Origin of the sequence: Allobosea sp. 2KB_26, assembly GCF_052115715.1 — a bacterium.
Classification (GTDB): Bacteria; Pseudomonadota; Alphaproteobacteria; order Rhizobiales; family Beijerinckiaceae; genus Allobosea.
This window is the reverse complement of the sequence record NZ_JBFRHE010000001.1, coordinates 626,305-649,943: the sequence shown is the minus strand read 5'-3', so window position 1 is coordinate 649,943 and position 23,639 is coordinate 626,305. Positions and strand designations below refer to the sequence as shown.

The following is a 23,639-nucleotide window of genomic DNA, read 5'->3' as shown; positions in this document are numbered from 1 at the left end:
CCGAAGCGCGCCAATTCCGTGCCTCTTAGCGGCCCGGGCGACTGCTTGTTTTGAAACGCGCAGGTACTCCGCCGCCTCCTGCAGGCTGTAGATCCGCCCAAGAGGGCCAGATGGTTGGGGAGGGGCCTCGCCGCTCATGGTGGTGCCTTTCCAGCAGCAGACCGAGCGCGTGCAGCTTTACGGGCTCTCCGTTCCAGGCTCTTGCGCCGCCACTCGTCGTACGAGTTTTCTATGGGCCGGTTCTTGTTCTCGCAAAGCCATCGCTCGAGAGAGTCTTCGCCGGGGAGCGAGGGCGCCTTTGCTTCGCGCTGCTCCCGTTCCCAGCGGTCGAATGCGTCCTCCATGGGCGCCATGGCTCGCATGATGCCGCTATCGCGATCGATGGCCGCGTCAATGGCATGGCGATCGTACATGCGCGTGCCGCGAAATGGAGTGGGCATGACTCCAGACGCAACCCAGTTGGTGAAGGTGGCGGGGCACACTCCACAATACGCGGCGGCATCCGCCTTGGACATGAGGCGAGGATAGGGTGCGCCGTCGCTCATTTGGCTGGCTCGGGCGTGCGCTTTTTCGGGCCGCGGCGTCGGGGAATATAGGGTCTGGTTGGATCGACAATGCTCGGGTCGATCGGCGGCCCCTTTGCTAGCTCAACGAGCCTTTCCTCCAACGATGGCCAATGCCAACGAATTATTTGGCCGCGGTTGATGGTGGCGCGTGGGACGTAGCCGGAGCGGACCCAGGTGTCGAACGAGTCGACCCATATCTGCATGAGTGCCGCAGCCGTATGGCGGGTAACGAAGACTGGTCGGTGATTGTTTTCGTCCTGCATGAGATGCCCCACGTGGAGCCCTAGTTATGGCAGCGCAGAGTGGCGGAGTCCATAGTTCGCATTGTCGATTTGTAAGCAGTTGAATCGACCATCATTTGGCAAATGCTAATGGAGTATTTGTCAAAGCGGGTTATGAATTTGTCAAATGTCAATTGTTGCTGACGTTTGATGTCAAATTTTCTGTAATGTTTGTTTTATCGCGCATTGCAGCGCTTCCATATGCGGATGCACCCTCCGGCGTTAGCAAAGGCGAGGGCGTAGAAATGGGTTCGCCCACGATGACTTCGTAGATTGCGGGCTTGATTGCATCCATTTTAGTCGTCCACCCATCAAGCTTTGTCATTGCCCGAACGAGCATCACTGCAGCTTCGAACGGGGCGATTTCTATACTCGCCGGATGTCGCGGATTGTCATGTTTTAGCCAATCGCGGACCATGTTCGCACTGGAATTAACGTCTTTAACTCCGAATTCTTTGGCCCGTGGATCGGACATCATTACGGTATGAAGGTCGCTGCCCTTTCGGCGTTCGAACATTCCCTCCGCGGCGCCTGCCAGGGTGATGCAGATATCGAAGTCACCGCGGATAAACGCTTCTATGGCGGCTTCGACATGCCTTATGGCGGCGAGGTGCTCCGTCAGATGCTGGTTCGTGCCGAGGGGAGGCTGCGCGGTAACGTCATCGTCTGACCGTCCGCCGCTCATGGCCTGGCCTTCAACGCGACACCCGGGCCTGTGGCAATGTCCCCTTTCTCGATGAAGGTGACGCCTGCTTGCTCGAGCGAGGCGCGGATGCGAGCGACTGCGTCTCCGGACACTGAAACGTCCTTTTCGCTCTCCGCTCTCTTAATGGTTGGCAGGGACAGGCCCGTGGCTTTCGCGACATCCTTCTGCGAGAGGTCGAGAAGGTGGCGGCCTGCGCGAATTTGAGCGGAATCTGACAAAGCGATTGATACCTAGGTGTCATCGTGGCATTGAGACTTAGGTATCACGAATTCGCCGCAAGGAGCAACGCGATGAGCGCCTTTCCCGCCGCCATGCTTAACAGCCTGCAGACCCACCTCCCCGCTGGCCGCCAAATGATCGAAATAGTCGAGTCGGCGTACGAGCCGAACAGCACTCGCACCGGCATGCTCTTGAAGTGCACGGCGCAGATCGTCGGCGGCGATTACGATGGGCGCCCCTACTATCTGAACCTTTGCCTGGAGCACGAAGACGCGGAAACCCAGCAGATCGGCCAGCGCGACTTCGCAGCGTTGCGTCGTGCGACGGGCGTCCACAGCCCGCAGAGTACTTGGGAACTGCACTTAAAGCCGTTTGACGTTGTGATCGGTGTGCGGACCAGCAAGGACACGCGCGAGCCGGAAAACGTCATCCGCGAATATGTGTTCGGGAGGGCTGTATGACCCCGCGCACCCTCACGATAGGCACGGACGCCCTACTGGCCGCGTTGGACGTAATCGACGCCAGCAGCCTTATGGACGGCAGAGACGTCGGGCGGCTGTATGGTGTAGCCCGGCGTCTCGCCGACACACCTAACGCCCTTCCCAGCCTTGATGCAGCCGACGCCTTCGACGGCCTGAGTGTGGCCGGCTTCAGGCACAGCGAAATCGTGGCAATCGAGGCCATGATTCGGGCGATGCGACGCGAAGGTGCCTGAGACACGCAGAGCGATGAGGACGCCGAGCCGCTGGGCCGGGGGGCTTTGAACGCGACTCGACGTCCGCCGCCGCATCTCTGAGGCGGTGACTCGTAGTGCTGGGGCTGCGTGTCGGAATTTGGGCGGCAGTGCCACCACGCCTCGTCACTGCAGTTTTTCATTTGGCGGAATGCCCACCACGCGCGGAGCTAGCGGGAATCCGTGTTGCAGCGTGTTGCATGGACTTAATTGCAACACGCGAAAACCGGCGGAATCTGCGGAAATATTGCAACGTGTTGCATGGGTAGCGAGGCTCTGGTTCAGCCTCGCAGTTCGCTAAGTCTTTGATTTTGCTTTAAGAAGGTTGGTAGCGGGAGAGGGACTCGAACCCCCGACACGCGGATTATGATTCCGCTGCTCTAACCAGCTGAGCTACCCCGCCCCAAGACCGGCGACAGCGGCGCCGGTGGCTTGCGATGGCGCGGATATAGGGGGCACAGCAGGGAGCCGTCAAGCCTGCTGGTGAATGCTTCACATCCTTTATGCCGATGCGAGCGGCCTTCCCCGGGCGGGTATGGCAATTGCTCAGGGGCTGCCATGCATTCCTGCAATGGCAGGATGCTTGATCCCGGTTCGAGCGTGCCTAACTCACGGGAGAGGGGCACAAATGTTGGTCATCGCAGGCCGAGGCTGCATGTTGCTGCCGGCGGCTGGGGGCGCTGTTGCTCGCGAGGCCATGATCCAGGAGTCCTCGCAAATGAGCTCGCTCGTACAACAGTCCAGCTTCTCGATGGGTTTGAGGCTGTTCGCCCGAAGGAGCCTGCTCGCTGGCGCGGCAGCCGTATCTCTGGTGACGGCGCCCTTCGTGATGATGGCTCCCGCCGCGGTGCAGGCTGCCGAACCCTGGCAGCAATCCTGCTCCTACAAGACCCAGTTCGGTGTGCTCGGCTCGGGCATGGGGATTGCCGCCGATTACTGCACGCGTCTGACCTTCTGTCAGAGGATGGCTGAGCAGAACGATCCGAATATGGTGCAGAAGGGCTGCTTCGGCTTTGCGCCGCAAGCGGCGAGTGCGCCGGTCTCCACCAGCAAGTTTCGCTGAGCGCAGGCCTCGCTGAGTGATTGCGCCCGGTCGGGCTTCAGGCGCTTGCCGGGCGCTTTCTCAGTCTGACGACCTTGAAGTAGCCCTTGCCGACATGGACCGTGTCGTAGCGGCCCGTTCGCGCGGCCCAATCGGTCAGCCGGCGGACCTTGAAATCCGTGCTCCAGCCGATCGCCTTGGCGATCGGTGCGAGCGCGGCCCAGAGCGGCGCTGTCAGCGCACTGTCGTCGACCAGCCGGCTTGAGATGATGATCTCGCCACCTGGCTTCAGGACGCGATCCATTTCATCGAGTGCCTGTTCCGGGTTTGGCACCAGCGTGATGACGAACTGCGCGGTCACCGCATCGAAGCGCTCATCGCCGAAGCCGAGGCGGCAGGCGTCCATCACCATCAGCCCCTTCACATGCTTCAGCCCTTGGCTGGCGACCTTGCGGTTGGCCACTTTCAGCATGTCGAGCGAGAGGTCGGCGCCAAGCACACGGCGGTCCGGCGTGAAATAGGCAAGCGTGAGTCCAGTGCCGACGCCGATTTCGAGAATATTGGGACCACAGGCACACGCGGCGGCAACCGCCTCGCGCTGGGCGCGGGCGAGCAGGCGCAAATAGACCTTGTCGTAGAACTTGGCCCAGGTGGCATAGACCCGCTTCTGGCCTTCGAGGTCATAGGTCACAGGCATAGGGCAGCTCGACTGGATCGGAGTGGCGTGGGTGGGGGAGGTAGAGCCGCAATCACGATGCGGCGAGGGCAAGCTCGAGCCGGGCAGCCGCAGCCTGGGCCGCAGGCGAGATGATGGTGCCGCCACCAAGGACACGAGCACCGGATCCGGCATGGTCGTAGATCACGCAGGCCTGGCCGGGAGAAACGCCTTCCTCCTCGCCCGCTAGCACGATCAAGAGGCCGGAAGCGTCACGCAGCAGCCGCGCTTCGCGCGGGGCCCGGGTCGAGCGGACACGCACGGCCACATCGAGGCCTTCGGGCGGCAAGGCGTCCAGCGCGACATCGCCGATCCAGTTGAGATCGCGCAGCCGGACTTCACGCACGCCGAGTGCCTCGCGCGGTCCGACGATGACACGCGCCTGATCGGCATCGAGCCTCAGAACATAGAGCGGTTCCGTCGTGCTGATCCCGAGGCCCTTGCGCTGTCCGACAGTGTAGCGAAGGACGCCTTCATGGCGGCCCAGCACGCGCCCATCGAGATGGACGATGTCGCCGGGGCGCGCAGCACCCGGCTTCAGCCGTTCTATGACGTCTGCATAGCGGCCATTCGGCACGAAGCAGATGTCCTGGCTGTCCGGCTTGTCGGCGATGGCGAGGCCGAGCTCGGCGGCAAGGGCGCGAGTCTGAGCCTTGTCGATCTCGCCGAGTGGGAAACGCAGCAGGTCGAGCTGATCCTGCGTCGTAGCATAAAGGAAATAGCTCTGGTCGCGGGCTTCGTCCGCGGCGCGAAAGAGGCCGCGATGGCCGTTGCCAAGGGCCCGGCTGACGACATAGTGCCCCGTCGCAAGCGCATCGGCGCCGAGTTCGCGGGCGAGCCCGAGCAGATCGCGGAACTTGACGGTGCGATTGCACTCGACGCAGGGAATGGGCGTCTCGCCGGCGAGATAGCTCTCGGCAAAGCGCTCGATCACCGCGTCGCGGAAGCGGCTCTCATAATCGAGAACATAATGCGGGATGCCGATCGTCTCGGCGACGCGGCGGGCGTCATGAATGTCCTGCCCCGCGCAGCAGGCCCCGGCCCGATGGACAGCGGCTCCGTGATCGTAGAGCTGCAGGGTCACGCCGATGACATCATAGCCTTCGCGCTTGAGCAGGGCTGCCACCACGGACGAGTCCACGCCTCCGGACATCGCCGCGACGACGCGCGTCGCCGCGGGCGGCCTGGCGATGTCGAGGGAGTTGAGGGGAGAGGTCATGGCGAGCGGGATCATCCTGGCGAAGGCGACTATGTGGCGGTTCTATACCGGCTTTGACAGGGGCGGGCCAGTGAGCGATCGGCAAATCCTGCCGCCTCATCGGAGAGGGCAAGGAGAATCTTGCCGCGAACGGTCCGGGCACGGCCGCTACCGCCTTGAAAACAAAGGAACGGCGTCCTGGCGCGAGACTTGCTGCTCGCGGCCTGGGCATGTTCCTGTCCGCGGTCCGGATTTACCTGATGTCTGCCGTCTCCCCTTCAGTCGCCTCGCCCAATGTCGAGCAGACTGCGTCGCGCCGCCGTGCGCCAGAGCGCGGCTCCGATGCTGCGGGCGCGCCATTCAGCCTGCCTGAGGGCGGCGGCGACCCGGAGGTGCCGGCCGCGGCGAAGGACGACGCTGCCGCGACGAAGCCGGAGGCAGGCGGCAAGACCAGTGCGACACAGGAGCAGAAGGCAACCGCCTCCGCACTAGCAACGGTGCAGCCTGCGGTGCTGCTCAAGGGGGCCACCGCGGTGGCGCCGGCGGCGGAGGCCGCCGAAGCAGCCCCGACCGCGACACAACCCAAGCCGGATATCGGCGCGCTCGTCGCCATTGCCGCCGCCGAACAGGCCGCAGCCGGCAAGACCGCCGTCGCTGGCAAGCCTGGTGCCGAAGAAAAACCGACGGATTCCGAGCCGAAGGAAGCGGCCTCCGCTGACAAGCCTGTCGAGGCTGCTGTGGTGATGCCAATTCCCACGGCGGCGGCCATCCCGGTTGTCGTTGCTCTGCCGTTGGTCGGCGGCGACATCTCTGCGGCAGGCATCGGCAATGAAGCCGTTCCAGGTGGTGCGAAGGCGGCTCAGGGGATTCCCGCCGGTATGGCGCAGGCAGCTATGCCGGCCCAGATCATCGTGACAGCCGCCCCGGCTGCCGAGGCGCCTGTCATGGCCGCTGTTTCTGCAATCGATGCTGCCGCGTCGACCTCCGAAGGCGACGAGGTCGGCAAGCCGGCGGAGAAACCGCATGCGGGACCGACGATCGCCGCATCAAAGGAAACTGCGACCGGCCCGGCCAATACCTTAGTCGCCGCGGGACAGCCGCTCGCCGACCTGTTCAAGCCGGTCGAGGCCGTGCAGCAGGCTGGGGTGCCGATCGAGCTGTCCGCGGGCGTGGCGCCGCCTTCCGGCAAACCGGAAGGCATTGCCGGTCTGCCTGATCTCGACTCGGCCAAGGCGGGGCAGCAGCCTTCGACCGGCATGCATCGCGGCATGGCTGACGGCCAGCCGACACCGCTGCATGTCGTACCGATCGAGATCGGTCTGCGTGCACTTGCCGGCAGCAAGCGCTTCGATATTCGGCTCGACCCGCCCGAACTTGGACGCGTCGACGTCAATCTCGAGATCTCGGAGAAGGGCGAGGTCAGTGCAAAACTGATCGTCGACCGTGTGGAGACCCTGCACCTGCTTCAGCGCGATGCGCGGACGCTCGAGCGTGCCTTCGAGCAGGCCGGTCTCAAACCCTCGGATAGCGGCGTCGACATCACATTGCGCGATCCGAACGATCAGCCCGGTTTCCGCCAGCAGCGGCAGGACGACGAGGCGCCGCGCCGTGCCCGCATCCAGCCTGATGCCGCCGAGCTCGGCGATGCCTCAGCCACTCCGGCGCAGCCCGCGCCCATCCGCCGCCTCGTCAGGCTCGGCGGCGTCGATCTCAGCATCTGAAGGGCGCGGATCATGACCGTTTCCAACACCTCATCGAGCTCTGGCACCAACTCGGCCACCAATCTCAGTGGCGGCGGAAGCTCTATCGCCAATAATTTCGATCAGTTCCTGACGCTGCTGACGACCCAGCTCAAGAACCAGAGCCCGCTCGATCCGCTCGACACCAACCAGTTCACGGCGCAGCTCGTGCAGTTCGCGGGCGTCGAGCAGCAGCTCAAGACCAACGAGACGCTGGGCTCGCTGCTTGGTCTCAGCGCCGCCAGTACGGCGACCAACGCCGTCGGCTTCATCGGCGCGACGATCACGGCCGAGGGCGCGACTGCGCGGCTGAAGGACGGTGCAGCTGCGTGGAAGATCAACGCCCCGAGGGGCGGTTCCGCGACCATCACGATCAAGAATTCCACGGGAAGCGTCGTCCAGACCCTCACCAGGAACCTCGATGCGGGCGACCAGACGTACACCTGGGACGGCAAGACCTCGACCGGCGTGAATGCGCCTGCGGGCGATTACACCATCAGCATCGATGCGAAGGATACCACCGGACAGGCGATGACCGCCAAGACCCAGATCAGCGGCGTCGTCGACGGCGTCGACTTCACCAGCTCGATCCCCATGCTCAAGATCGGCACCATCAGCGTTCCGATCGACAAGGTGAAGACCGTGGTGCGGGGGCAGTGAGCATTCGTGCCGATACCGAAATCCGACGCTATCGCTTTAGGCAATTCTTAAAGCCGCGGTCTTAAGGTCAACACAACTAGGTCTGTTGAGTTGTGTGAGTGTATCATGACCGAGCCGTTGCGACCGCGGGTGAAGTATGTGATCGGCCCGGACGGAAGTCCGCTGACGATTGCCGATCTTCCGCCAATGAATACGCGCCGCTGGGTCATCCGGCGTAAGGCCGAGGTGGTTGCTGCCGTGCGCGGTGGCCTGCTCAGCCTTGAAGAGGCCTGCCAGCGCTATACCCTGACCGTTGACGAGTTCCTGAGCTGGCAGATGTCGATCGACCAGCACGGGCTCGCCGGGCTGCGCACTACGCGCATCCAGCATTATCGTCAGTAGGCCGGAGGAGCGGAGCGTTCGCGCTTTGCAAAATCCGTCCTGTCCGGGCACAAAGGGCGCGCTGCGAGGCGCGCCTTTTGCGTTTCAGTCGAGCTCGAAGGCTTCCTTGTAATCGAGCTTGAGGCCGGGATCTTGCACCTCCTTGCGAAGGATACAGTTGCCGGCGACGAGGATCTCGATCTCCGACCCCATGAAGCAGCGGAAAGCGTCGGTGGCGGTGCAGATGATGGGCTCGCCGCGCACGTTGAAACTCGTGTTGACCAGCACCGGACAGCCGGTCAGGTCCTTAAAGCGGCTGAGCAGTGCATGATAGCGCGGGTTGGTATCCTCATGCACCGTCTGGATGCGTGCGGAATAATCGACATGGGTCACGGCCGGAATGTCGGAGCGCGGCACGTTGAGCTTGTCGATGCCGAAGAGGGCCTTCTCGGCTTCGGTCATGTCGCGGCGGCGCTCTTTGCGCACATCGGCGACGAGCAGCATATAGGGCGAGTCCGTATCGAGCTCGAACCAGGTCCCAACATCCTCGCGCAGCACCGATGGCGCGAAGGGCCGGAAGCTCTCGCGGTACTTGACCTTGAGATTCAGCGTCTTCTGCATCGCGGGCGAACGTGGATCACCAAGAATCGAGCGGCCGCCCAGCGCGCGCGGACCGAACTCCATGCGGCCTTGCATCCAGCCGACCGCCTTGCCCTCGGCCAGCGCCTGCGCGGTGGTCTCGATCAGGGCGTCGTCACCGAGAACCTCGAAGCGCGCGCCGGCAGCCGTCAATTCGGCCTCGATCTCAGCCTGCGTGAAGCTGGGGCCGAGATAGCTGCCCAGCATTGAATCACCGCCGCCTGGATTGAGCCTTCGCGGGTGGCCACCGAAAAGATGATAGCCGGCAAGCGCTGCGCCAAGCGCCCCGCCAGCATCGCCGGCAGCCGGCTGGATCCAGAGGCCTTCGAAGATGCCCTCACGCAGGAGCTTGCCATTGGCGACACAGTTCAGTGCGACGCCACCAGCCAGGCACAGGTTCTTCTGGCCGGTTTCAGCCCGCACCGAACGGGCGAGGCGCAGCACGATCTCCTCGGTCACTGCCTGGATCGAGGCCGCCATGTCCATGTGGAACTGGCTCAGCAACTGTTCGGGCGCACGCACCGGCTGGCCAAACAAGGCGGCGAAGCGCTCGTTCGTCATGGTCAGGCCGGTGGCGTAGTTAAAGTAGCTCTGATCGAGCTGGAAACTGCCGTCCGGCTTCAGATCGACCAGTTTTTCGAGCATCAGGGCGGCGTAGCGCGGCTCGCCATAGGGCGCGAGGCCCATGACCTTGTACTCGCCGGAATTGACCTTGAAGCCGATGTAATAGGTGATGGCCGAATAGAGCAGCCCGAGCGAATGCGGGAAGTGCAGCTCCCTATGGATCTTGAGATCGCTGCCCTTGCCGATGGCGAGCGTCATCGTCGCCCATTCGCCGACACCATCCATGGTCAGAACGGCCGCTTCCTCGAAGGGTGAGGGGTAGAAGGCCGAAGCGGCGTGCGAGAGATGGTGCTCGGTGAAGAGCAGCTTCTCAGCCTCGAAGCCGGGCGCGATCTTGCGCAGCTCCTTGCCGATGATGTGCTTCTGGAACAGCTTTTCACGCAGCCAGAGCGGCATCGCCATGCGGAACGAGCTGAAGCCGCGCGGGGCGAAGGCGAGATAGGTCTCTAGCAGTCGCTCGAACTTGATGAAGGGCTTGTCGTAGAAGACGACCGCGTCGAGTTCGTCCAATCCGCAGCCGGCAACCGAGAGGCAGTACTCGACCGCGCGATGCGGAAAATCAGCATCGTGCTTCTTGCGGGTGAAGCGCTCCTCCTGAGCAGCGGCCGCGATGGTGCCATCGACGACGAGCGCGGCGGCGCTGTCGTGATACAGGCCCGAGATCCCCAGAACGCGCATGCAGGCCCGATCAGAACAGGGTGTAAACGAAGGGCGCTACTGCGCTGCCATGCGTCAGCACGAGCAGGCCGCCGAACAACAGGCTGATCAGCAGGATCGGGATCAGCCAGAACTTCTTCCGGGCCTTCATGAAGCGGAAGAACTCTCTCAGAAACGACATCAGGGCTGCCCCATTAGAATTGATCTTTCATCGAGAGCGGCTCTGGTCCCGGCGGATCGCGGCGGATCCAGTAGCTCGCGGCGTCAGGCTTGTGCCGAAGCTTCAGGAAGTCCTTGCCGAGAAGCCGGGCCAGGAGACCGATCGGCGTGAAGACGGCGAAAAACAGCAGCCCGAGAACGATCGGGTTGACGATGCTGGCGAGCAGCAGTCCGAAGCGGGTCCACAGCTTGTTCAAAGGCGCGAGCAGCGAAGCGCGCACCAGCGTGATCGCGAGAAAGACTGCGGCGATTCCGACGAGCCAGGGCCAGGCTCGGCCGTGGTGCCAGCCATTATAGAGGGCTAGCAGCGCAAACACGCCGGTGAAGACCAGCCCGAACGAGCGATCGCTTGATCCTTCGACAGCCCCGTGTCCGGAGCGGAATTCGTGATGCTCGCCTTGGCCTGCCACTCGGTTCTCCTCCGACGTTGCGTGCTGTCTAAACGAAAATCGGGGTCGGAGGAAACGGGATTTGCCCGGTATCGGCCTCTGATCGCTGGCGCGCGCGGCGGGTGGAGGTCGCCGAGACACAGGCCCATCAACAGCATTCTTTACAGCCCGGTCTCGGAAATTAACGGGTTGCTAACCATGCACTGGGAAAAACTTGCCTAGTGAGCGGCGTTGCGCGCGTTGCTCTGACGGGGTTGTGAAACGGATGACGGCGTGAACGGGATCGTCGAGCAGTTTTCGAAATTCGGGGCAGCCCGGCTGGCAGCAATGCTGGCAGTCACGCTCGCGCTCGTCGGCTTCTTCGGCTTCGTCATGCTGAAGATGTCGCAACCCGCCATGAGCGTGCTGTTCTCGGATCTGTCGACCCAGGATGTGAACGCGATCCTGAAGGATCTCGACACCCGGGGCATCAAGTACGAACTGCGCAGCGATGGCCAGACCGTGCTGGTCGCCAAGACTGACGTGCCTCGCCTGCGACTGGACCTCGCCGGCAAGGGCATCCCCTCCGGCGGCGGCGTCGGCTACGAGATCTTCGACAAGGGCGACGCCTTCTCATCGACCAGCTTCGTCCAGAACATCAATCATCTGCGGGCGCTCGAGGGCGAACTGTCGCGGACCATCCGTTCGATCGGCAGGGTGCAGGCGGCGCGCGTCCATCTCGTCATCCCGGAGAAGCGCCTGTTCGAGCGCGATCGCGAACCGCCTCGCGCCTCGATCGCGCTCAAACTCGCAGGCGAACTCGATCCGGCCCAGGTTCGTGCGGTTCGTCACCTCGTGGCCTCCGCCGTCGACGGCCTGAAGCCGGAACGTGTCTCGATCGTCGACGAGCGCGGCCGACTGCTGGCCGATGGCGCTCAGGGCGAGCAGGGGCTGGCCGGGCTCGGGCTCGACGAGCGGCAGACCGCGATCGAGAAGCGGATCAAGACACAGATCGAGGACATCGTCGCCAGCATCGTCGGGCAGGGGCGGGCGCGCGTGCAGGTTTCGGCTACCCTCGACAGCAACCGCATCGAGAGCCGTTCGGAGACGTTCGACCCCGAGAGCAAGGTCATCCGGTCGAGCCAGAATCGCACCGAAAACTCCGCCAGCAACGAGGCGCAGAACGGCGCCGTCACCGTCGGCAACGAGTTGCCCGGCGCGCAGCAGCAGGGACAGAACGCCCAGAACCAGCGAGACGTCTCCGCCAAGAACGAAGAGGTGGTGAATTACGAGATCTCGCGTACGACTCGAACCGAGGTCCTCGAAGGTGGGCGGGTCAAGAAGCTCTCGGTCGCGGTGCTGGTCGATGGCAGCTACACCCGTGGTCAGGGCAGCGAGCTCGGCTATCAGCCGCGCAGCCCGGAAGAGCTCGAGCGCATCAATCAGCTGGTTCGCACCGCTGTCGGTTTCGACCAGGCCCGCGGCGACAAGGTCGAGGTCGTCAATCTGCGCTTTGCCGAGGCCCCTCCGGCCGTTGCCGACCTCACCGAGCAGACGATGATGCAACAGCTGATGTCCTTCACCCGGGAGGACGTCATTCGGCTCTTCGAGATGGGCGTCATCTCGCTGCTGACCTTGATCGTGCTGATGGTGGTGGTGCGTCCGCTGCTGAAACAGGTGCTCGCAAGCGACAAGTCGGTGCGTCCGATCCCGACTTTCATGCGCAACGGCGTGGCAATGATCCAGGACGAGGGGACAGGCGATCCTGCGAGCCCGCGGGTCATTGGCCCCAATGGAGAAGTGACGGCCGTCGAGGTCGAGGCGCCGTCGGAGCGGATGCTGGCGATCGCGCAGATCAAGGGTCAGCTCAAGGCGCAGTCCGTCGAGAAGATCGGCGCAATGGTCACGCAGAACCCGGCCGACACGGTCGCGGTGCTGCGCGGCTGGATTCACGAAAAAGCGCCGGCGTGACGGGGCCCTGAGGCATGGCAGCAACCCGATCGATCGCGACACGCAATTCCGGAAGCGACGGAGGCGATGCCTCCGACTACGATCCCGTACCGGTGCCGATGAATTATGCTGGGATGAGTGGGCCGCAGCGGGCCGCCGTCATCCTGCTGGTGCTCGGCGAGGACCACGGCCGCCCCATCTGGCAGGAGTTCGACGACGAAGAGATCCGCATCATCACCCGCGCTATGGCCGAGCTCGGAACGGTCGATTCCGACATGGTCGAGCGGCTGATGCTTGATTTCGTCAGCAAGCTCTCGAGCGCAGGCGCGATCACCGGTTCCTTCGACCGCACCATTTCGCTGCTCGAGAAGATCCTGCCCTCCGATCAGGTTGCGCTGATCATGGAGGAGATCCGCGGACCGGCCGGGCGAAACATGTGGCAGAAGCTCGGCAATATCGACGCTGTTGTGCTCGCGAATTTCCTGAAGAACGAGTACCCGCAAACCATCGCCGTGATCCTGTCGCGCATCCGGCCCGAGCATTCCGCCAATGTCCTGCGCAACCTTCCGAACGAACTTTCGATCGAAGTGGTCGCCCGCATGCTGCGGATGGAGTCGGTGCAGAAGGAAGCGCTCGACCACATCGAGAACACGCTGCGCTCGGAATTCGTCGCGACCCTGACGCAGACGCGCAGGCGCGACCCGCACGAGATGATGGCCGAGATCTTCAACGGCTTCGACCGCCAGACCGAGATCCGCTTCATGTCGGCGCTTGACGAGTCCAACCAGGAATCGGCCACGCGTATCCGGGCGCTGATGTTCACGTTCGAGGACCTCGCCAAGCTTGATCAAGCGGGGCTGCAGACCCTGATGCGGCAGGTCGACAAGGATGTGCTGGCCCGGGCCCTGAAGGGCGCCAGCGAGGACATGCGCGCCTTCTTCTTCGGCGCCATGTCGCAGCGCGCTGCCAAGAACATGCAGGACGACATGCAAAGCCTCGGGCCGCTTCGACTGAAGGAGGTCGACGAGGCACAAACCAAGATGGTGACCCTGACGAAGGACCTTGCCGACAAGGGCGAGATCGTTCTGTCCAAGGGCAATTCCGAAGACGAGTTGGTCTACTGACGATGAGCACCGCCAAGAAATTCATGTTCGGAACTGACTTTCGCGAGGGCAACCGGCGTGCCGTCAGCGAAGCGGATCTGGCGGCGGCGCGCGCGGAAGGGTTTGCCGCCGGGCAGGAGCAGGGGCGGCGCGAGGCCGATGCGCAGTTGAACGGGCTGCTTGCCCATCTCGTGCGATCGGTCGAGCGGCTGCTCGTCGAGGAGGACAAGCGTGCCTTCGCCATCGAGGAACAGGCCGCCCAGGTCGCCATTGTGACGGCGCAGACCCTCGCCGGCGCGGCCTTGGCCGAGCGACCGCTCGCGAGGATCGAAGCTGTGGTGCGCGAATGCCTGAGCCACGCCCGCCTCGCCCCGCATCTGGTGGTGCGTGTCCACGAGAACGCGGTCGAGACGATGGAGAGCATGCTGGCGGGGCTCGCCCGGGAAACCGGCTTTGCCGGCCGCCTCGTTGTCCTGGGGCAATCCGATATCGGGCCGGGTGATGGCCGCATCGAATGGGCCGATGGCGGCATGGCCATCGACAGCGCCTTGATCGAGCAGAAGGTCGAAGAAGCCGTGCGCAGCATCTTTGGCCATATGCCCCAGCCCAACCTCACCCAGGGAGGATCGCAATGAGCCAGGAGAACGATCTGAACCTGCCTCCGCTAAGCCCGGCCGATCTCTCATTCGACCACAACGCCGCTTCGGTCGCTCGCTCGGGGCCCGTTCCGATCAAAACCGCCGAGGATCTGGAACAGGTCTTCGACGTCCCCGTCACGGTTTCTGCCGTGCTCGGCTCGTCGCGGATCGCGGTTGGCGATCTTCTTCAAATCGGCCCGGGTGCGGTGCTTGAACTCGACCGGCGCGTCGGCGAAGCGATCGACATCTTCGTCAACGAGCGCCTGGTCGCGCGCGGCGAGGTCGTCGTCGTCGAGGATCGCCTGGGCGTCACAATGACCGAAATTATCAAGGCCGACCGGTGATGTTCACGCGGCCTGCTACGCACTCATCCGGAAAGGCCTGAGCCATGCGCCTCATCATTGTCGGCGGTCTCAAGGGGCAGATCATCGCTGCGGCCAAGATCGCCATCTCGCACGGCGCAGCCGTGACCCATACTGACGGCCTCGATCAGACCCTGGCGGTGTTGCGTGCCAAGGGCGCGGACCTGCTGATGATCGATGTCGCCCAGCCGATCGCGAAGTTCGTCGCGGCGTTGGAGAGCGAGCGCATCCGCACGCCGATCGTCGCCTGCGGCACCTCGACCGATGCCCGCGCGGCGGTCGCTGCGATCCAGGCCGGCGCGCGCGAGTATGTGCCGCTGCCGCCTGATCCGGAGCTGATCGCGGCCGTGCTGGAAGCGGTTGCGGCCGATCAGTCCAGCCTGATCTGGCGCGATCCGGCCATGGAGCGGGTGGTGCAGCTTGCCGGCCAGATTGCGCGCTCGGAGGCCCCTGTCCTGGTGACCGGTGAGAGCGGAACCGGCAAGGAGGTCATTGCCCGCCATCTGCATCAGAAATCGCTGCGCAAGGACAAGCCCTTCGTTGCCGTGAATTGCGCAGCGATTCCAGACAATCTGCTGGAATCGGAATTGTTCGGCCATGAGAAGGGCGCATTTACCGGCGCCATCGCGCGGCGCATCGGAAAGTTCGAGGAGGCACATGGCGGCACGCTCCTGCTCGACGAGATTTCCGAGATGGATGTCCGCCTGCAGGCGAAGCTCCTGCGCGCGCTTCAGGAGCGGATGATCGACCGCGTGGGCGGCTCGCAGCCCGTGAAGGTCGATCTGCGGATCATCGCGACCTCAAACCGGAATCTCGGCGAAGCTGTTCGCGAAGGTTCCTTCCGCGAAGACCTGTTCTACCGGCTGAACGTCGTGCATCTGCGGCTGCCCGCCTTGCGCGAGCGGCCGGGCGATATTCTTGTTCTGGCGGATCACTTCGCGAAGAAATATGCCGAGATCAACGGCATGCCCTTGCGTCCGATCGCGGCCGATGCCCGCAAGGCATTGCTGGCCAATGGCTGGCGAGGCAATGTGCGGGAACTCGAAAACACGGTTCACCGCGCAGTCCTGCTGGCCCAGGGGGCGGAGATCGGTCCTGATGCGATGGTGACGCCAGAAGGCGAGACGCTGGGCCCGTCGTCGGGGCACGACGTCGCAAGCCGTGTCGTTCAGACCGCCGAGGCCGTCACGCGCGGCCTGGTGGGCCGGACCGTCGCCGATGTCGAGCGCGACCTCATCCTGGATACGCTGGACCATTGCCTCGGCAACCGCACGCATGCGGCCAAGATTCTCGGAATCTCGATCCGTACGCTACGCAACAAGCTCGGCGAATATACCTCGGCCGGCATTGCGGTTGCCGAGCCGGGCCAGGCGCGCGTCAGTGTTGCCTGACCCGGGGCGATCCCGACGAGATCAGTAATAGTACCGACGGCGGTAATAGGGCCGATAATACCGCGGTCGGTAATAATACCGAGGGCGATAGTACCGCGGCCGATAGTAGTATCTTGGTCGATAATAGGGGCGGCGATACCCATAATAGCGTCGCCTGTAATAATAACTGTACTCGGCGTCCGCCTTGTCCAGCGCTTCGCTGGTTTCCGCGGCAAGCTTGCCTTCATCCTCGGCCGGTTCAGGGGTGGGAATGAGCTTGGGCTCGGCCGCTGCGGCGCTGGCCATCCCGCCAAGGCTGGCCACGGCCATGCCGCCGAACAGGGTCATCATGAACGAACGTCTATCCACGGCGTCCTCCAGACAGGGTTTCGGCCACCCTTTCGGCCTCCCCGAAATGGTGCCAGATGCTAACGCGTGTCGCAGCGCATTGTTCCAACTGATCACGCTCCCTCTCGCATCGGCCGCGCTGTCCAGCGGGCTCAATCCGCCGCATTCAAAGGTCGGGCGACGCTCTCCAGCGGGCGTCGTTCAGCCCGGACCGCGTAGAGCGATGCAATGATGGCCGCGCCCAGCATGAGGGCCGCACCAAACAGGTAGCCGCCGAAGACGCTTGCTCGCGACCCGGTGTCGATCAGCGCGCCGAACAGCCAGGGGCCTGCAATGCCACCCGCTCCGGTGCCGATGGCGTAGAAGACCGCGATGGCAAGCGCGCGCATCTCGACGGGAAATGTCTCGCTCACTGTCAGATAGGCCGAGCTTGCGGCCGCGGATGCGAAGAAGAACACGACGCTCCAGCACAGGGTGAGCTGGGAGGCGGTCACCAGGTCCCGGGCGAACAGATAGCCGGTACCGGCCAGCAGGAACGCCGACAGAGCATAGGTCGCTGAGATCATGATGCGTCGGCCCAGCGTATCGAAGAGCCGGCCGATCAACAGCGGACCCAGGAAATTGCCGGCGGCGAAGGGCAGGATGAACCAACCGATCAGATGCGAAGGCACCTGATAGAAATCGGTCAGGATCAGTGCGTAGGTGAAGAAGATCGCGTTGTAGAAGAAGGCCTGGGAGACCATCAGAGCCAGCCCGACCAGCGCTCGCCGGCGATGCGTTACGAAGAGGGAGTGAAAGACCTCGCCAAGTGGTGTCGCCGGTCGTGGTCGCAGGCGGATCTGCGCCAGGCCTTCATTGGTGCTGTAGCTGGCGCCGGCTTGCGCCTCGATGCGTGTCACGATCGCGGCCGCTTCCTCAGCGCGGCCATGGCTGATCAGCCAGCGCGGGCTTTCAGGGATCCAGCGCCGCAAGATGAGAATGATCAGGCCAAGCGCTGCGCCGATGAAGAAGGCGAGCCGCCAGCCGAGTTCGGGGTTGATGGTGGCGGGGTCGAGCAGGACGATCGCTCCGATTGCGCCCAAGGCTGCTCCGACCCAGAACGAGCCGTTGATGACGAGATCGACCCATCCGCGCACGCGCGCCGGCACCAGTTCCTGAATGGTCGAGTTGATCGCGGTGTATTCACCGCCGATCCCCATACCGGTGAAGAAGCGGAAGATCAGGAAACTCGTGACATTCCAGGAGAACGCCGTCGCGGCCGTGGCTGCGAGGTAGACAAGAACGGTGATGCTGAAGAGGCGCTTGCGGCCGAGCCTGTCGGTCAGCCAGCCGAAGAACAAGGCGCCGAAGACGGCGCCGGCGATGTAGGTGGCGCCGGCTAGGCCGATTTCCGTATTGGTGAAGCGCAGGGCCGGGCTTTCCTTCAGTGCCCCCGAGACCGAGCCGGCAAGGGTCACTTCCAGCCCATCGAGGATCCAGGTGATCCCGAGCGCCACCACGACCAGCGTGTGAAAGCGCGACCAGGGCAGGCGATCGAGCCTGGCTGGGATGTCCGTCGCGATGACCGCGGGCAGAGCCGCATGGTGCGGCGGCATGACGCTCCTCCCTCATCGTCTGGCGTGCCGTCATGGCTTCGCCTCATGTGAAGAAGGCGGTGCCTTCCGACACCGCCTTCCCGAAATCCAGCGTCTCAGCGCACGATCACATTTCGGCGCACCACCACGGGACGGCGATAGCGCGGGGCGGGGCGGCGCACGACGACGCGCTCGCGCACCACAACCGGACGCCGGTAGGCTGGACGCGGCCGCCGGACGACGGTGCGTTCGTGGACCACCACCTGAGTGAAATCGGCATCGGTACGGTCAAGCGCGGCCTTGGCTACAGCATTCAATTCGTTCGCAGGCAGCATCTCCGGCGTCTGGGTGGCGTTGCCCGTCGCTGCCTGGGCAATGGCGGCTCCGCCAAGGCCGGCCGCTGCGAGGCCACCGAAAAGGCTCAAAACAAAAGAACGTCTATCCACGAATATCTCCAATCAAGTCGGCCAGAGAAGCCAGTATGTCGCCCCCACCCGCGAGTTGTTCGGTCGAATGGGGCCAGAACGCGGCAGTTCAATAACGATCCATTCAGGAAGGGGTTCCACGGTCCGATTTTCCGGCTGGCTTAACCATTCGTTCACCATGAACCCGGCAAGAATTGCCGGGTATCGTCGCGGAAGCTGGAGGGGCATGGTTGCCTGACGGCCGCGTCGCGACGGGGAGTGGACTGGTCGATGACGGATGTAGCGGCGGGCGCCGGTGGCGGCTTCAAGATGCCCAGCGGCGGCGCCATGGGGAATTTCCTCAACCGGCCCGACCTGTTTCTTGCCATCGGCGTCATGGGCATCCTCGTGGTGCTCATCTTCCCGCTGCCGGCACTGCTGCTCGACATGCTCCTGGCCCTGTCGATCATCCTGTCCGTACTGGTGCTGATGACGGCGCTCTTCATCGAGGAGCCGCTGGAATTCTCGGCTTTTCCGACCGTGCTGCTGATCGTCACGATGCTGCGGCTGGCGCTCAATCTCGCCTCGACGCGCCTGATCCTTGCTCACGGCCATGAAGGCAGTGCCGCCGCTGGCCACGTCATCGAAGCCTTTGGCAATTTCGTGATGAGCGGCAATTTCGTGATCGGGGTGATCGTCTTCACCATCCTGATCATCGTCAATTTCGTGGTCATCACCAAAGGCTCGGGCCGCATCGCCGAAGTTGCGGCGCGCTTCGCCCTGGATGCCATGCCCGGCAAGCAGATGGCGATCGACGCCGATCTCTCGGCCGGTCTCATCGATCAGGATGTCGCCAAGGAGCGCCGCAAGGCGCTGGAGGACGAGGCCAATTTCTTCGGCTCGATGGATGGCGCCTCGAAATTCGTGCGCGGCGACGCCATTGCCGGCTTGCTCATCACCTTCATCAACGTCCTTGGCGGCATCATCATCGGCGTTGCGCAGCAGGGCATGAGCTTTGGCGATGCGGCGCGCGCCTATACACAGTTGACCGTCGGCGACGGCCTCGTCAGCCAGATTCCGGCCCTGATCGTCTCGACGGCGGCCGGCCTGCTGGTCTCCAAGTCCGGTGTGCGTGGCGCGGCCGACAAGGCGCTCGGCAGGCAGCTCTCAGGTTATCCGAAGGCGCTCGGCATGTCGGCGGCAGTGATGCTGCTGATCGCGATCCTGCCCGGTATCCCGATGCTGCCTTTCCTGCTGCTAGCCGGCGGATCGGCCTGGCTCGCGCGCCATTTCGGTCAGATCGCCAAGGCACGGGAAGTTCAGGTGGCGGAGGCTGCGCAGGCTGCATCGCCGCTTGCCGCCGATGGCACACCGAAGGAGGAGACGCTCAACGATCTGCTTAAGCTCGACGAACTCAAGATCGAGATCGGCTACGGGCTGCTGCCGCTGGTCAACGCGGCGGGCGGGCAGGACAGGCTGACCGATCAGGTCCGGGCGCTGCGCCGTCAGCTCGCGGCCGAGCTCGGCTTCGTGATGCCGGCGGTGCGCATCGTCGACAACGTCCAGCTCGAGGCGAATCACTACTACATCAAGATCAAGGAGATCGATGCGGGGCACGGCATCGTCTATGCTGGCCAGTTCATGGCCATGGACCCGATGGGCGGCAGCGTGAACCTGCCCGGCCACAATGTGCTGGAGCCGACCTTCGGCCTGCCTGCCACCTGGATCGACGCGTCACTGCAGGATGAGGCGCAACTGCGCGGCTTCACCGTGGTCGATGCGGCCACCGTGATCTCGACGCATCTGACCGAGGTGCTGAAGTCGCATATGCCGGAGCTGCTCTCGCATGGCGAAGTGCAGAAACTGCTGCGCGAATTGCCCAAGGACCATGCCGACCTCGTCAAGGAGATCGTGCCGAGCCAGATCTCGACCACGGGAATCCAGCGCGTGCTGCAGCTGCTGCTCGCGGAGCGCATCTCGATCCGCGATCTCGCCACCGTCGTCGAAGGCATCGCCGAAGTCGCTGGCGGCATCAAGAACCCGCGCGACATCGCCGAACATGTCCGGGTGCGGCTGGCCCGGCAGATTTGCGCCCAGTTCTCGAACCAGCAGGGGCATTTGCCGATCATCACGCTCTCGCCGGCCTGGGAGAGCATCTTTGCCGAGTCGATCGTCGGCCAGGGCGAGGACCGGCATCTGGCCATGCAGCCCTCGCGCCTGCAGGAATTCGTGCATCAGGTCCGCGACAACTTCGAGGACGCGGCGCGTATCGGCGAGATGCCTGCGCTGGTCACCTCGGGCATGGCACGACCGTTCGTGCGTCAGATCATCGAACGCTTCCGCCGCGAAACCCCCGTCCTGTCGCAGGGTGAAATCCATCCGCGCGTCCGGCTGAAGACGGTGGGAAGCGTCTGAGCTGGCCTCAGCGGCGCACGACGACGACGAGATAGCGCACTGGTTCCGGTCCGGGATTGCTGAAGCAGCAATCGCTGGGCGGGCCGAGTTCAAGGCAGTCGCCGGCCTGCAGCTGCTTCGTCGTCTCGCCTTCGCGAAAGTCGAGCGTGCCGGACCGCACCCAGATCTGCTGCCTGATGAAAGCATAGGAACTTGCGGGATACGAGATACGCGCGCCCGGCGGCAACTCGGCATCGACCAGTTCGATGCCTGCTTCGCCCGCCGGTGAAATGGCGCGCCGGGTGAAGCCGGTTTCGGGATCGCGCCAGAATGGTTGATCCGCGCAGCGTCGGAGAAACTCGCTCGGCGTCTCGGCTCGCGCCAGAAGGTTCGACAAGGTCAGCCCGAAGGCCCCGGAAAGCCGACCGAGCAGGACAGCGGTCGGGCTCGCTTCTCCTCGCTCGATCTTGCTGATCATCGCGCGAGACACCCCGGATTTGTCGGCGAGATCGCTCAGGCTCCAGCCGCGGCTTTCCCGCTCGATCCGCATGCGCTCGGCAAGCCTTGACGTTAAGTCGTCCATTATCATAGCGTTGATTCTTCTATAGTAGATTGTTCAGAGCGCAACCCGTGACAGACGGCGCGGAAGCGCAGGACGCTCGCCTGCGTCACGCCCATGCAGCCGTCGCCAATCCGGCATTGGTCCTGTCGTTTCGGCATCGCTAAGGACCGGGTTATGTCGCGCAACGCCTTCTATTTCGCCCTGATGTGCCTGGTCTGGGGGCTGACCTTCCTGCCGGTCAAGATTGGCTCGGCCCATGTCCCGCCGATCTTCCTTGCCGCGGCGCGGTTCACGATCGCCGGTGTCCTGATGCTGCTCTGGGCCGGGCGCGACGTTCTCGCGGTTCCGCCGGCAGCGCGGCGCCGCCTGCTGATCACCGCGCTTCTGGTGAACACGGGCAATTATACTTTCCTGTTCTGGGGGACCGCCCATGCGCCGTCGGGGCTCGCTGCCATCGTCAATCTCGCGACGATCCCGATCTATACGCTGATCGCGAGCCGCCTGATCGAGGGGCAGCGGATCACCGGACAGCGCATCGCGGCCATCGTGCTCGGGCTCATCGGGCTGGGTTTTCTGTTCGCGACCCGGGCCTCCAGCGGCTGGAACGCAGCGCATGGCGATCCGATGGAGATCTGGGGGCTGGCGGCCGTGGCCTTTGGCACGCTGCTCTATTGCTTCGGCGCCGTTCTGACGCGGCGGATTGCCGGCACCATGCCGACGCTGACACTGGCCGGCTGGCAGACCATCATTGGCGCGCTCGGCCTTGCTGCGGTCTCGTTCGCTGTTGAGCCCGTCACACTGGCTGACATGCGCGCTCTCGCAGAATGGCCGGTCTGGCCGGCCGTTGCCGTCCTGGTGTTCGGCGGCTCGCTGATCGGCTTCACCATCTACATGCGGCTGCTGCGCGACTGGGGAGCCTTCCATGCCGGGCTGTACGCCTTCGTCAGCCCCGCCATCGCTGTCACAGCTGGCGTTGTCGTGCTGCACGAGCCATTCGGCCCGTCGGAGGCAATCGGCGCGGTGCTGATGTTCGGCGCGGCTGCGATCGCGCTCAGGCGCTGAGGACATACTCGAGCACATGATGCCGAACGCAGGTTCCCAGTTTTTGGCATCATCCTTCGTCAGGGTGGCGGTGCGATGCGGGTGTTCTTCCTGAGCTGGCCGCGCTCGAAGGCCAGCACGATCGGCAGCGAAATCACCAGCGGCAGGATCAGGTAGAACAGCCGCCAGATCAGCAGCGCCGCGAAGACGGCCGGCGCCGGCACGCCCGGCATGACCGCGAGGAACACCGCTTCCATCACGCCGACCCCGCCCGGCACCTGGCTGAGCAGCCCGGCCGAGAAGGAGAGGAGGAAGGCGCCGAGCACGATGAAGAAGCCGGGGTTCCCCTGGTCGGGCAGCGCGAAATAGATGATGCCAGCGGCACCCATCAGTTCCAGAGGCGCAGCGAGATATTGCCGGGCAACGACCGGCAGCCGGGGATAGATCAACTCGAACTTGCCGATCTTGAGCGGCCTGAACTTCAGCCAGGAGCCGACCGTGTAGAGCCCGACGAAGGCAAGCAGCCCGAAGCCGATCAGCCGGGCAGTCGTGTCGCCGAGGGTGAACCAATGCGAGAGCCGACCGAGCGGGCGCAGGATCTGAGGCTCCCCGATCAGGACGAGCCCGAGCAGCAGAATGGTTCCGAAGGCGAAGGTGAAGGAACACAGCGCCACCAGAACAGCGACATCGGCCGTCGACAGGCCCTTCGCGGTATAGGCGCGGAATCGGACCATGCCGCCTGAAAAGACCGAGGCGCCGATATTGTGCGAGAGCGCATAGGTGACGAAGGAACAAAGCGCGATATAGGGCCAGGAGATGCCCTTTTCCTTGCCGAGATGGATCAGGGCGATGCGGTCGTACCAGGCAAGGGCAGCGTAGGCGACGAGCGTTGCGAGGGCCGCGTGCAGGAATGCGTCCGGCGAGATCAGGGCGATCTTCTGGCCGATGCCGGCCGCAATGATCTTGATGTTCTGCCAGAGCGTTCCCTGTTCCAGCAATGCCTGGACGGAGGCGTCCGTGCCGGCCTCGGCCTTGAGCTTGTCCCAGAGCAACTCGACCGACCAGACGACCGCGACGAGACCGATGAGCGGCCAGAGATAGTCGAGATAGCGTTTCATGAAACCGGCAGGCTGCGAGGAGGCGTCGAAGGCGGTGTCGCGGCGCGCA

The 23,639-nt window shown here is 63.9% G+C and carries 26 protein-coding genes and 1 tRNA gene; 13 read left to right on the top strand and 14 right to left on the bottom strand.

Going from position 1 to position 23,639, the window contains the following annotated elements; all coding sequences use genetic code 11:
* Nucleotides 1–134: 134 nt before the first annotated feature.
* From AB4099_RS03220 to AB4099_RS03210, 3 genes are all read right to left on the bottom strand, one after another.
* On the bottom strand, nucleotides 135–545 hold the full coding sequence (locus tag AB4099_RS03220; RefSeq protein WP_441477007.1) for a helix-turn-helix transcriptional regulator: 411 nt from the start codon (nucleotides 543–545) through the stop codon (nucleotides 135–137).
* Nucleotides 546–977: 432 nt separating this feature from the next.
* Nucleotides 978–1,532, bottom strand: a complete 555-nt coding sequence (locus AB4099_RS03215; RefSeq protein WP_441477006.1) for a hypothetical protein — start codon at nucleotides 1,530–1,532, stop codon at nucleotides 978–980.
* Nucleotides 1,529–1,771 (bottom strand): helix-turn-helix domain-containing protein, encoded by a 243-nt coding sequence (locus AB4099_RS03210; RefSeq protein WP_441477005.1) that lies wholly within the window; start codon nucleotides 1,769–1,771, stop codon nucleotides 1,529–1,531. The genes AB4099_RS03215 and AB4099_RS03210 overlap by 4 nt, the downstream gene beginning before the upstream one ends.
* A 72-nt stretch (nucleotides 1,772–1,843) precedes the next feature.
* Here AB4099_RS03210 and AB4099_RS03205 point away from each other — a divergent pair, with 72 nt between their 5' ends.
* Nucleotides 1,844–2,233 (top strand): DUF669 domain-containing protein, encoded by a 390-nt coding sequence (locus AB4099_RS03205; RefSeq protein WP_441477004.1) that lies wholly within the window; start codon nucleotides 1,844–1,846, stop codon nucleotides 2,231–2,233.
* Nucleotides 2,230–2,487, top strand: coding sequence for a hypothetical protein (locus AB4099_RS03200; RefSeq protein WP_441477003.1), 258 nt, complete (start codon nucleotides 2,230–2,232; stop codon nucleotides 2,485–2,487). The genes AB4099_RS03205 and AB4099_RS03200 overlap by 4 nt, the downstream gene beginning before the upstream one ends.
* A 344-nt stretch (nucleotides 2,488–2,831) precedes the next feature.
* Here the strand turns inward: AB4099_RS03200 and AB4099_RS03195 are convergent.
* Nucleotides 2,832–2,908 (bottom strand) — tRNA-Met (locus tag AB4099_RS03195).
* A gap of 315 nt (nucleotides 2,909–3,223) precedes the next feature.
* On the opposite strand from AB4099_RS03195, the gene AB4099_RS03190 reads away from it, so the two are divergent.
* A complete protein-coding gene (locus AB4099_RS03190; RefSeq protein ID WP_441477002.1) occupies nucleotides 3,224–3,568 on the top strand; it encodes a hypothetical protein in 345 nt (114 codons plus the stop codon).
* Nucleotides 3,569–3,605: 37 nt separating this feature from the next.
* Here the strand turns inward: AB4099_RS03190 and AB4099_RS03185 are convergent, their stop codons facing one another.
* Both AB4099_RS03185 and mnmA read right to left on the bottom strand, forming a co-directional pair.
* Entirely contained in the window at nucleotides 3,606–4,244 is a 639-nt protein-coding gene (locus AB4099_RS03185) for a class I SAM-dependent methyltransferase (protein ID WP_441477001.1), read from the bottom strand.
* Nucleotides 4,245–4,296: 52 nt separating this feature from the next.
* Nucleotides 4,297–5,481, bottom strand: coding sequence for a tRNA 2-thiouridine(34) synthase MnmA (mnmA, locus tag AB4099_RS03180; protein WP_113510901.1), 1,185 nt, complete (start codon nucleotides 5,479–5,481; stop codon nucleotides 4,297–4,299).
* A gap of 239 nt (nucleotides 5,482–5,720) precedes the next feature.
* On the opposite strand from mnmA, the gene AB4099_RS03175 reads away from it, so the two are divergent.
* From AB4099_RS03175 to sciP, 3 genes are all read left to right on the top strand, one after another.
* Nucleotides 5,721–7,181 (top strand): flagellar hook-length control protein FliK, encoded by a 1,461-nt coding sequence (locus tag AB4099_RS03175; RefSeq protein ID WP_441477000.1) that lies wholly within the window; start codon nucleotides 5,721–5,723, stop codon nucleotides 7,179–7,181.
* Nucleotides 7,182–7,193: 12 nt separating this feature from the next.
* Nucleotides 7,194–7,859, top strand: coding sequence for a flagellar hook assembly protein FlgD (locus tag AB4099_RS03170; protein ID WP_441476999.1), 666 nt, complete (start codon nucleotides 7,194–7,196; stop codon nucleotides 7,857–7,859).
* A 105-nt stretch (nucleotides 7,860–7,964) separates the two neighbouring features.
* Entirely contained in the window at nucleotides 7,965–8,240 is a 276-nt protein-coding gene (gene sciP, locus AB4099_RS03165; protein ID WP_038359348.1) for a CtrA inhibitor SciP, read from the top strand.
* A gap of 84 nt (nucleotides 8,241–8,324) precedes the next feature.
* On the opposite strand, the gene AB4099_RS03160 is transcribed toward sciP, so the two are convergent.
* From AB4099_RS03160 to AB4099_RS03150, 3 genes are read right to left on the bottom strand one after another with little or no spacing between them, the layout of a single operon-like run.
* Nucleotides 8,325–10,160, bottom strand: coding sequence for a carbamoyltransferase family protein (locus AB4099_RS03160; protein WP_441476998.1), 1,836 nt, complete (start codon nucleotides 10,158–10,160; stop codon nucleotides 8,325–8,327).
* A 10-nt stretch (nucleotides 10,161–10,170) separates the two neighbouring features.
* Nucleotides 10,171–10,320, bottom strand: a complete 150-nt coding sequence (locus AB4099_RS03155) for a DUF5989 family protein (protein ID WP_162835449.1) — start codon at nucleotides 10,318–10,320, stop codon at nucleotides 10,171–10,173.
* 13 nt (nucleotides 10,321–10,333) lie between these two features.
* Entirely contained in the window at nucleotides 10,334–10,768 is a 435-nt protein-coding gene (locus AB4099_RS03150) for an SxtJ family membrane protein (protein WP_113510897.1), read from the bottom strand.
* Nucleotides 10,769–11,020: 252 nt separating this feature from the next.
* Between AB4099_RS03150 and fliF the strand changes: the two genes are divergently transcribed.
* The 5 genes from fliF to flbD all read left to right on the top strand — a co-directional run bounded on the left by fliF (nucleotide 11,021) and on the right by flbD (nucleotide 16,170).
* Complete coding sequence (gene fliF / locus AB4099_RS03145) at nucleotides 11,021–12,697, top strand: flagellar basal-body MS-ring/collar protein FliF (RefSeq protein ID WP_441476997.1); 1,677 nt, start codon at nucleotides 11,021–11,023, stop codon at nucleotides 12,695–12,697.
* A gap of 98 nt (nucleotides 12,698–12,795) precedes the next feature.
* Nucleotides 12,796–13,800: a flagellar motor switch protein FliG gene (fliG, locus tag AB4099_RS03140; protein ID WP_441477659.1), complete on the top strand. Its 1,005-nt coding sequence runs from the start codon at nucleotides 12,796–12,798 to the stop codon at nucleotides 13,798–13,800.
* A gap of 23 nt (nucleotides 13,801–13,823) precedes the next feature.
* Complete coding sequence (locus AB4099_RS03135) at nucleotides 13,824–14,414, top strand: FliH/SctL family protein (RefSeq protein ID WP_441476996.1); 591 nt, start codon at nucleotides 13,824–13,826, stop codon at nucleotides 14,412–14,414.
* On the top strand, nucleotides 14,411–14,761 hold the full coding sequence (gene fliN / locus AB4099_RS03130; protein WP_113510893.1) for a flagellar motor switch protein FliN: 351 nt from the start codon (nucleotides 14,411–14,413) through the stop codon (nucleotides 14,759–14,761). Before AB4099_RS03135 ends, fliN begins: the two co-directional genes overlap by 4 nt.
* Before the next feature lie 44 nt (nucleotides 14,762–14,805).
* Complete coding sequence (flbD, locus tag AB4099_RS03125; RefSeq protein WP_113510892.1) at nucleotides 14,806–16,170, top strand: sigma-54-dependent transcriptional regulator FlbD; 1,365 nt, start codon at nucleotides 14,806–14,808, stop codon at nucleotides 16,168–16,170.
* A 21-nt stretch (nucleotides 16,171–16,191) separates the two neighbouring features.
* Here flbD and AB4099_RS03120 read toward each other — a convergent pair whose 3' ends face one another.
* The 3 genes from AB4099_RS03120 to AB4099_RS03110 form a co-directional block, all read right to left on the bottom strand.
* The gene (locus AB4099_RS03120; RefSeq protein ID WP_441476995.1) at nucleotides 16,192–16,518 is read right to left on the bottom strand and encodes a hypothetical protein; all 327 of its coding nucleotides are present in this window, start codon (nucleotides 16,516–16,518) and stop codon (nucleotides 16,192–16,194) included.
* Nucleotides 16,519–16,649: 131 nt separating this feature from the next.
* Nucleotides 16,650–18,092: an MFS transporter gene (locus AB4099_RS03115; RefSeq protein WP_441476994.1), complete on the bottom strand. Its 1,443-nt coding sequence runs from the start codon at nucleotides 18,090–18,092 to the stop codon at nucleotides 16,650–16,652.
* A 95-nt stretch (nucleotides 18,093–18,187) separates the two neighbouring features.
* Entirely contained in the window at nucleotides 18,188–18,517 is a 330-nt protein-coding gene (locus AB4099_RS03110) for a hypothetical protein (protein ID WP_441476993.1), read from the bottom strand.
* 288 nt (nucleotides 18,518–18,805) lie between these two features.
* On the opposite strand from AB4099_RS03110, the gene flhA reads away from it, so the two are divergent.
* Nucleotides 18,806–20,890 carry a flagellar biosynthesis protein FlhA gene (flhA, locus tag AB4099_RS03105; RefSeq protein WP_441477658.1) on the top strand — a complete coding sequence of 695 codons (2,085 nt, stop codon included), beginning with the start codon at nucleotides 18,806–18,808 and terminating at the stop codon, nucleotides 20,888–20,890.
* 7 nt (nucleotides 20,891–20,897) lie between these two features.
* On the opposite strand, the gene AB4099_RS03100 is transcribed toward flhA, so the two are convergent.
* Nucleotides 20,898–21,452, bottom strand: a complete 555-nt coding sequence (locus AB4099_RS03100; protein ID WP_441476992.1) for a helix-turn-helix domain-containing protein — start codon at nucleotides 21,450–21,452, stop codon at nucleotides 20,898–20,900.
* A 153-nt stretch (nucleotides 21,453–21,605) separates the two neighbouring features.
* Here AB4099_RS03100 and AB4099_RS03095 point away from each other — a divergent pair, with 153 nt between their 5' ends.
* Nucleotides 21,606–22,493 (top strand): DMT family transporter, encoded by an 888-nt coding sequence (locus AB4099_RS03095; RefSeq protein WP_162767913.1) that lies wholly within the window; start codon nucleotides 21,606–21,608, stop codon nucleotides 22,491–22,493.
* Nucleotides 22,494–22,552: 59 nt separating this feature from the next.
* Here the strand turns inward: AB4099_RS03095 and AB4099_RS03090 are convergent, their stop codons facing one another.
* Nucleotides 22,553–23,590 carry a lysylphosphatidylglycerol synthase transmembrane domain-containing protein gene (locus AB4099_RS03090; RefSeq protein WP_113510956.1) on the bottom strand — a complete coding sequence of 346 codons (1,038 nt, stop codon included), beginning with the start codon at nucleotides 23,588–23,590 and terminating at the stop codon, nucleotides 22,553–22,555.
* Nucleotides 23,591–23,639 lie beyond the last annotated feature (49 nt).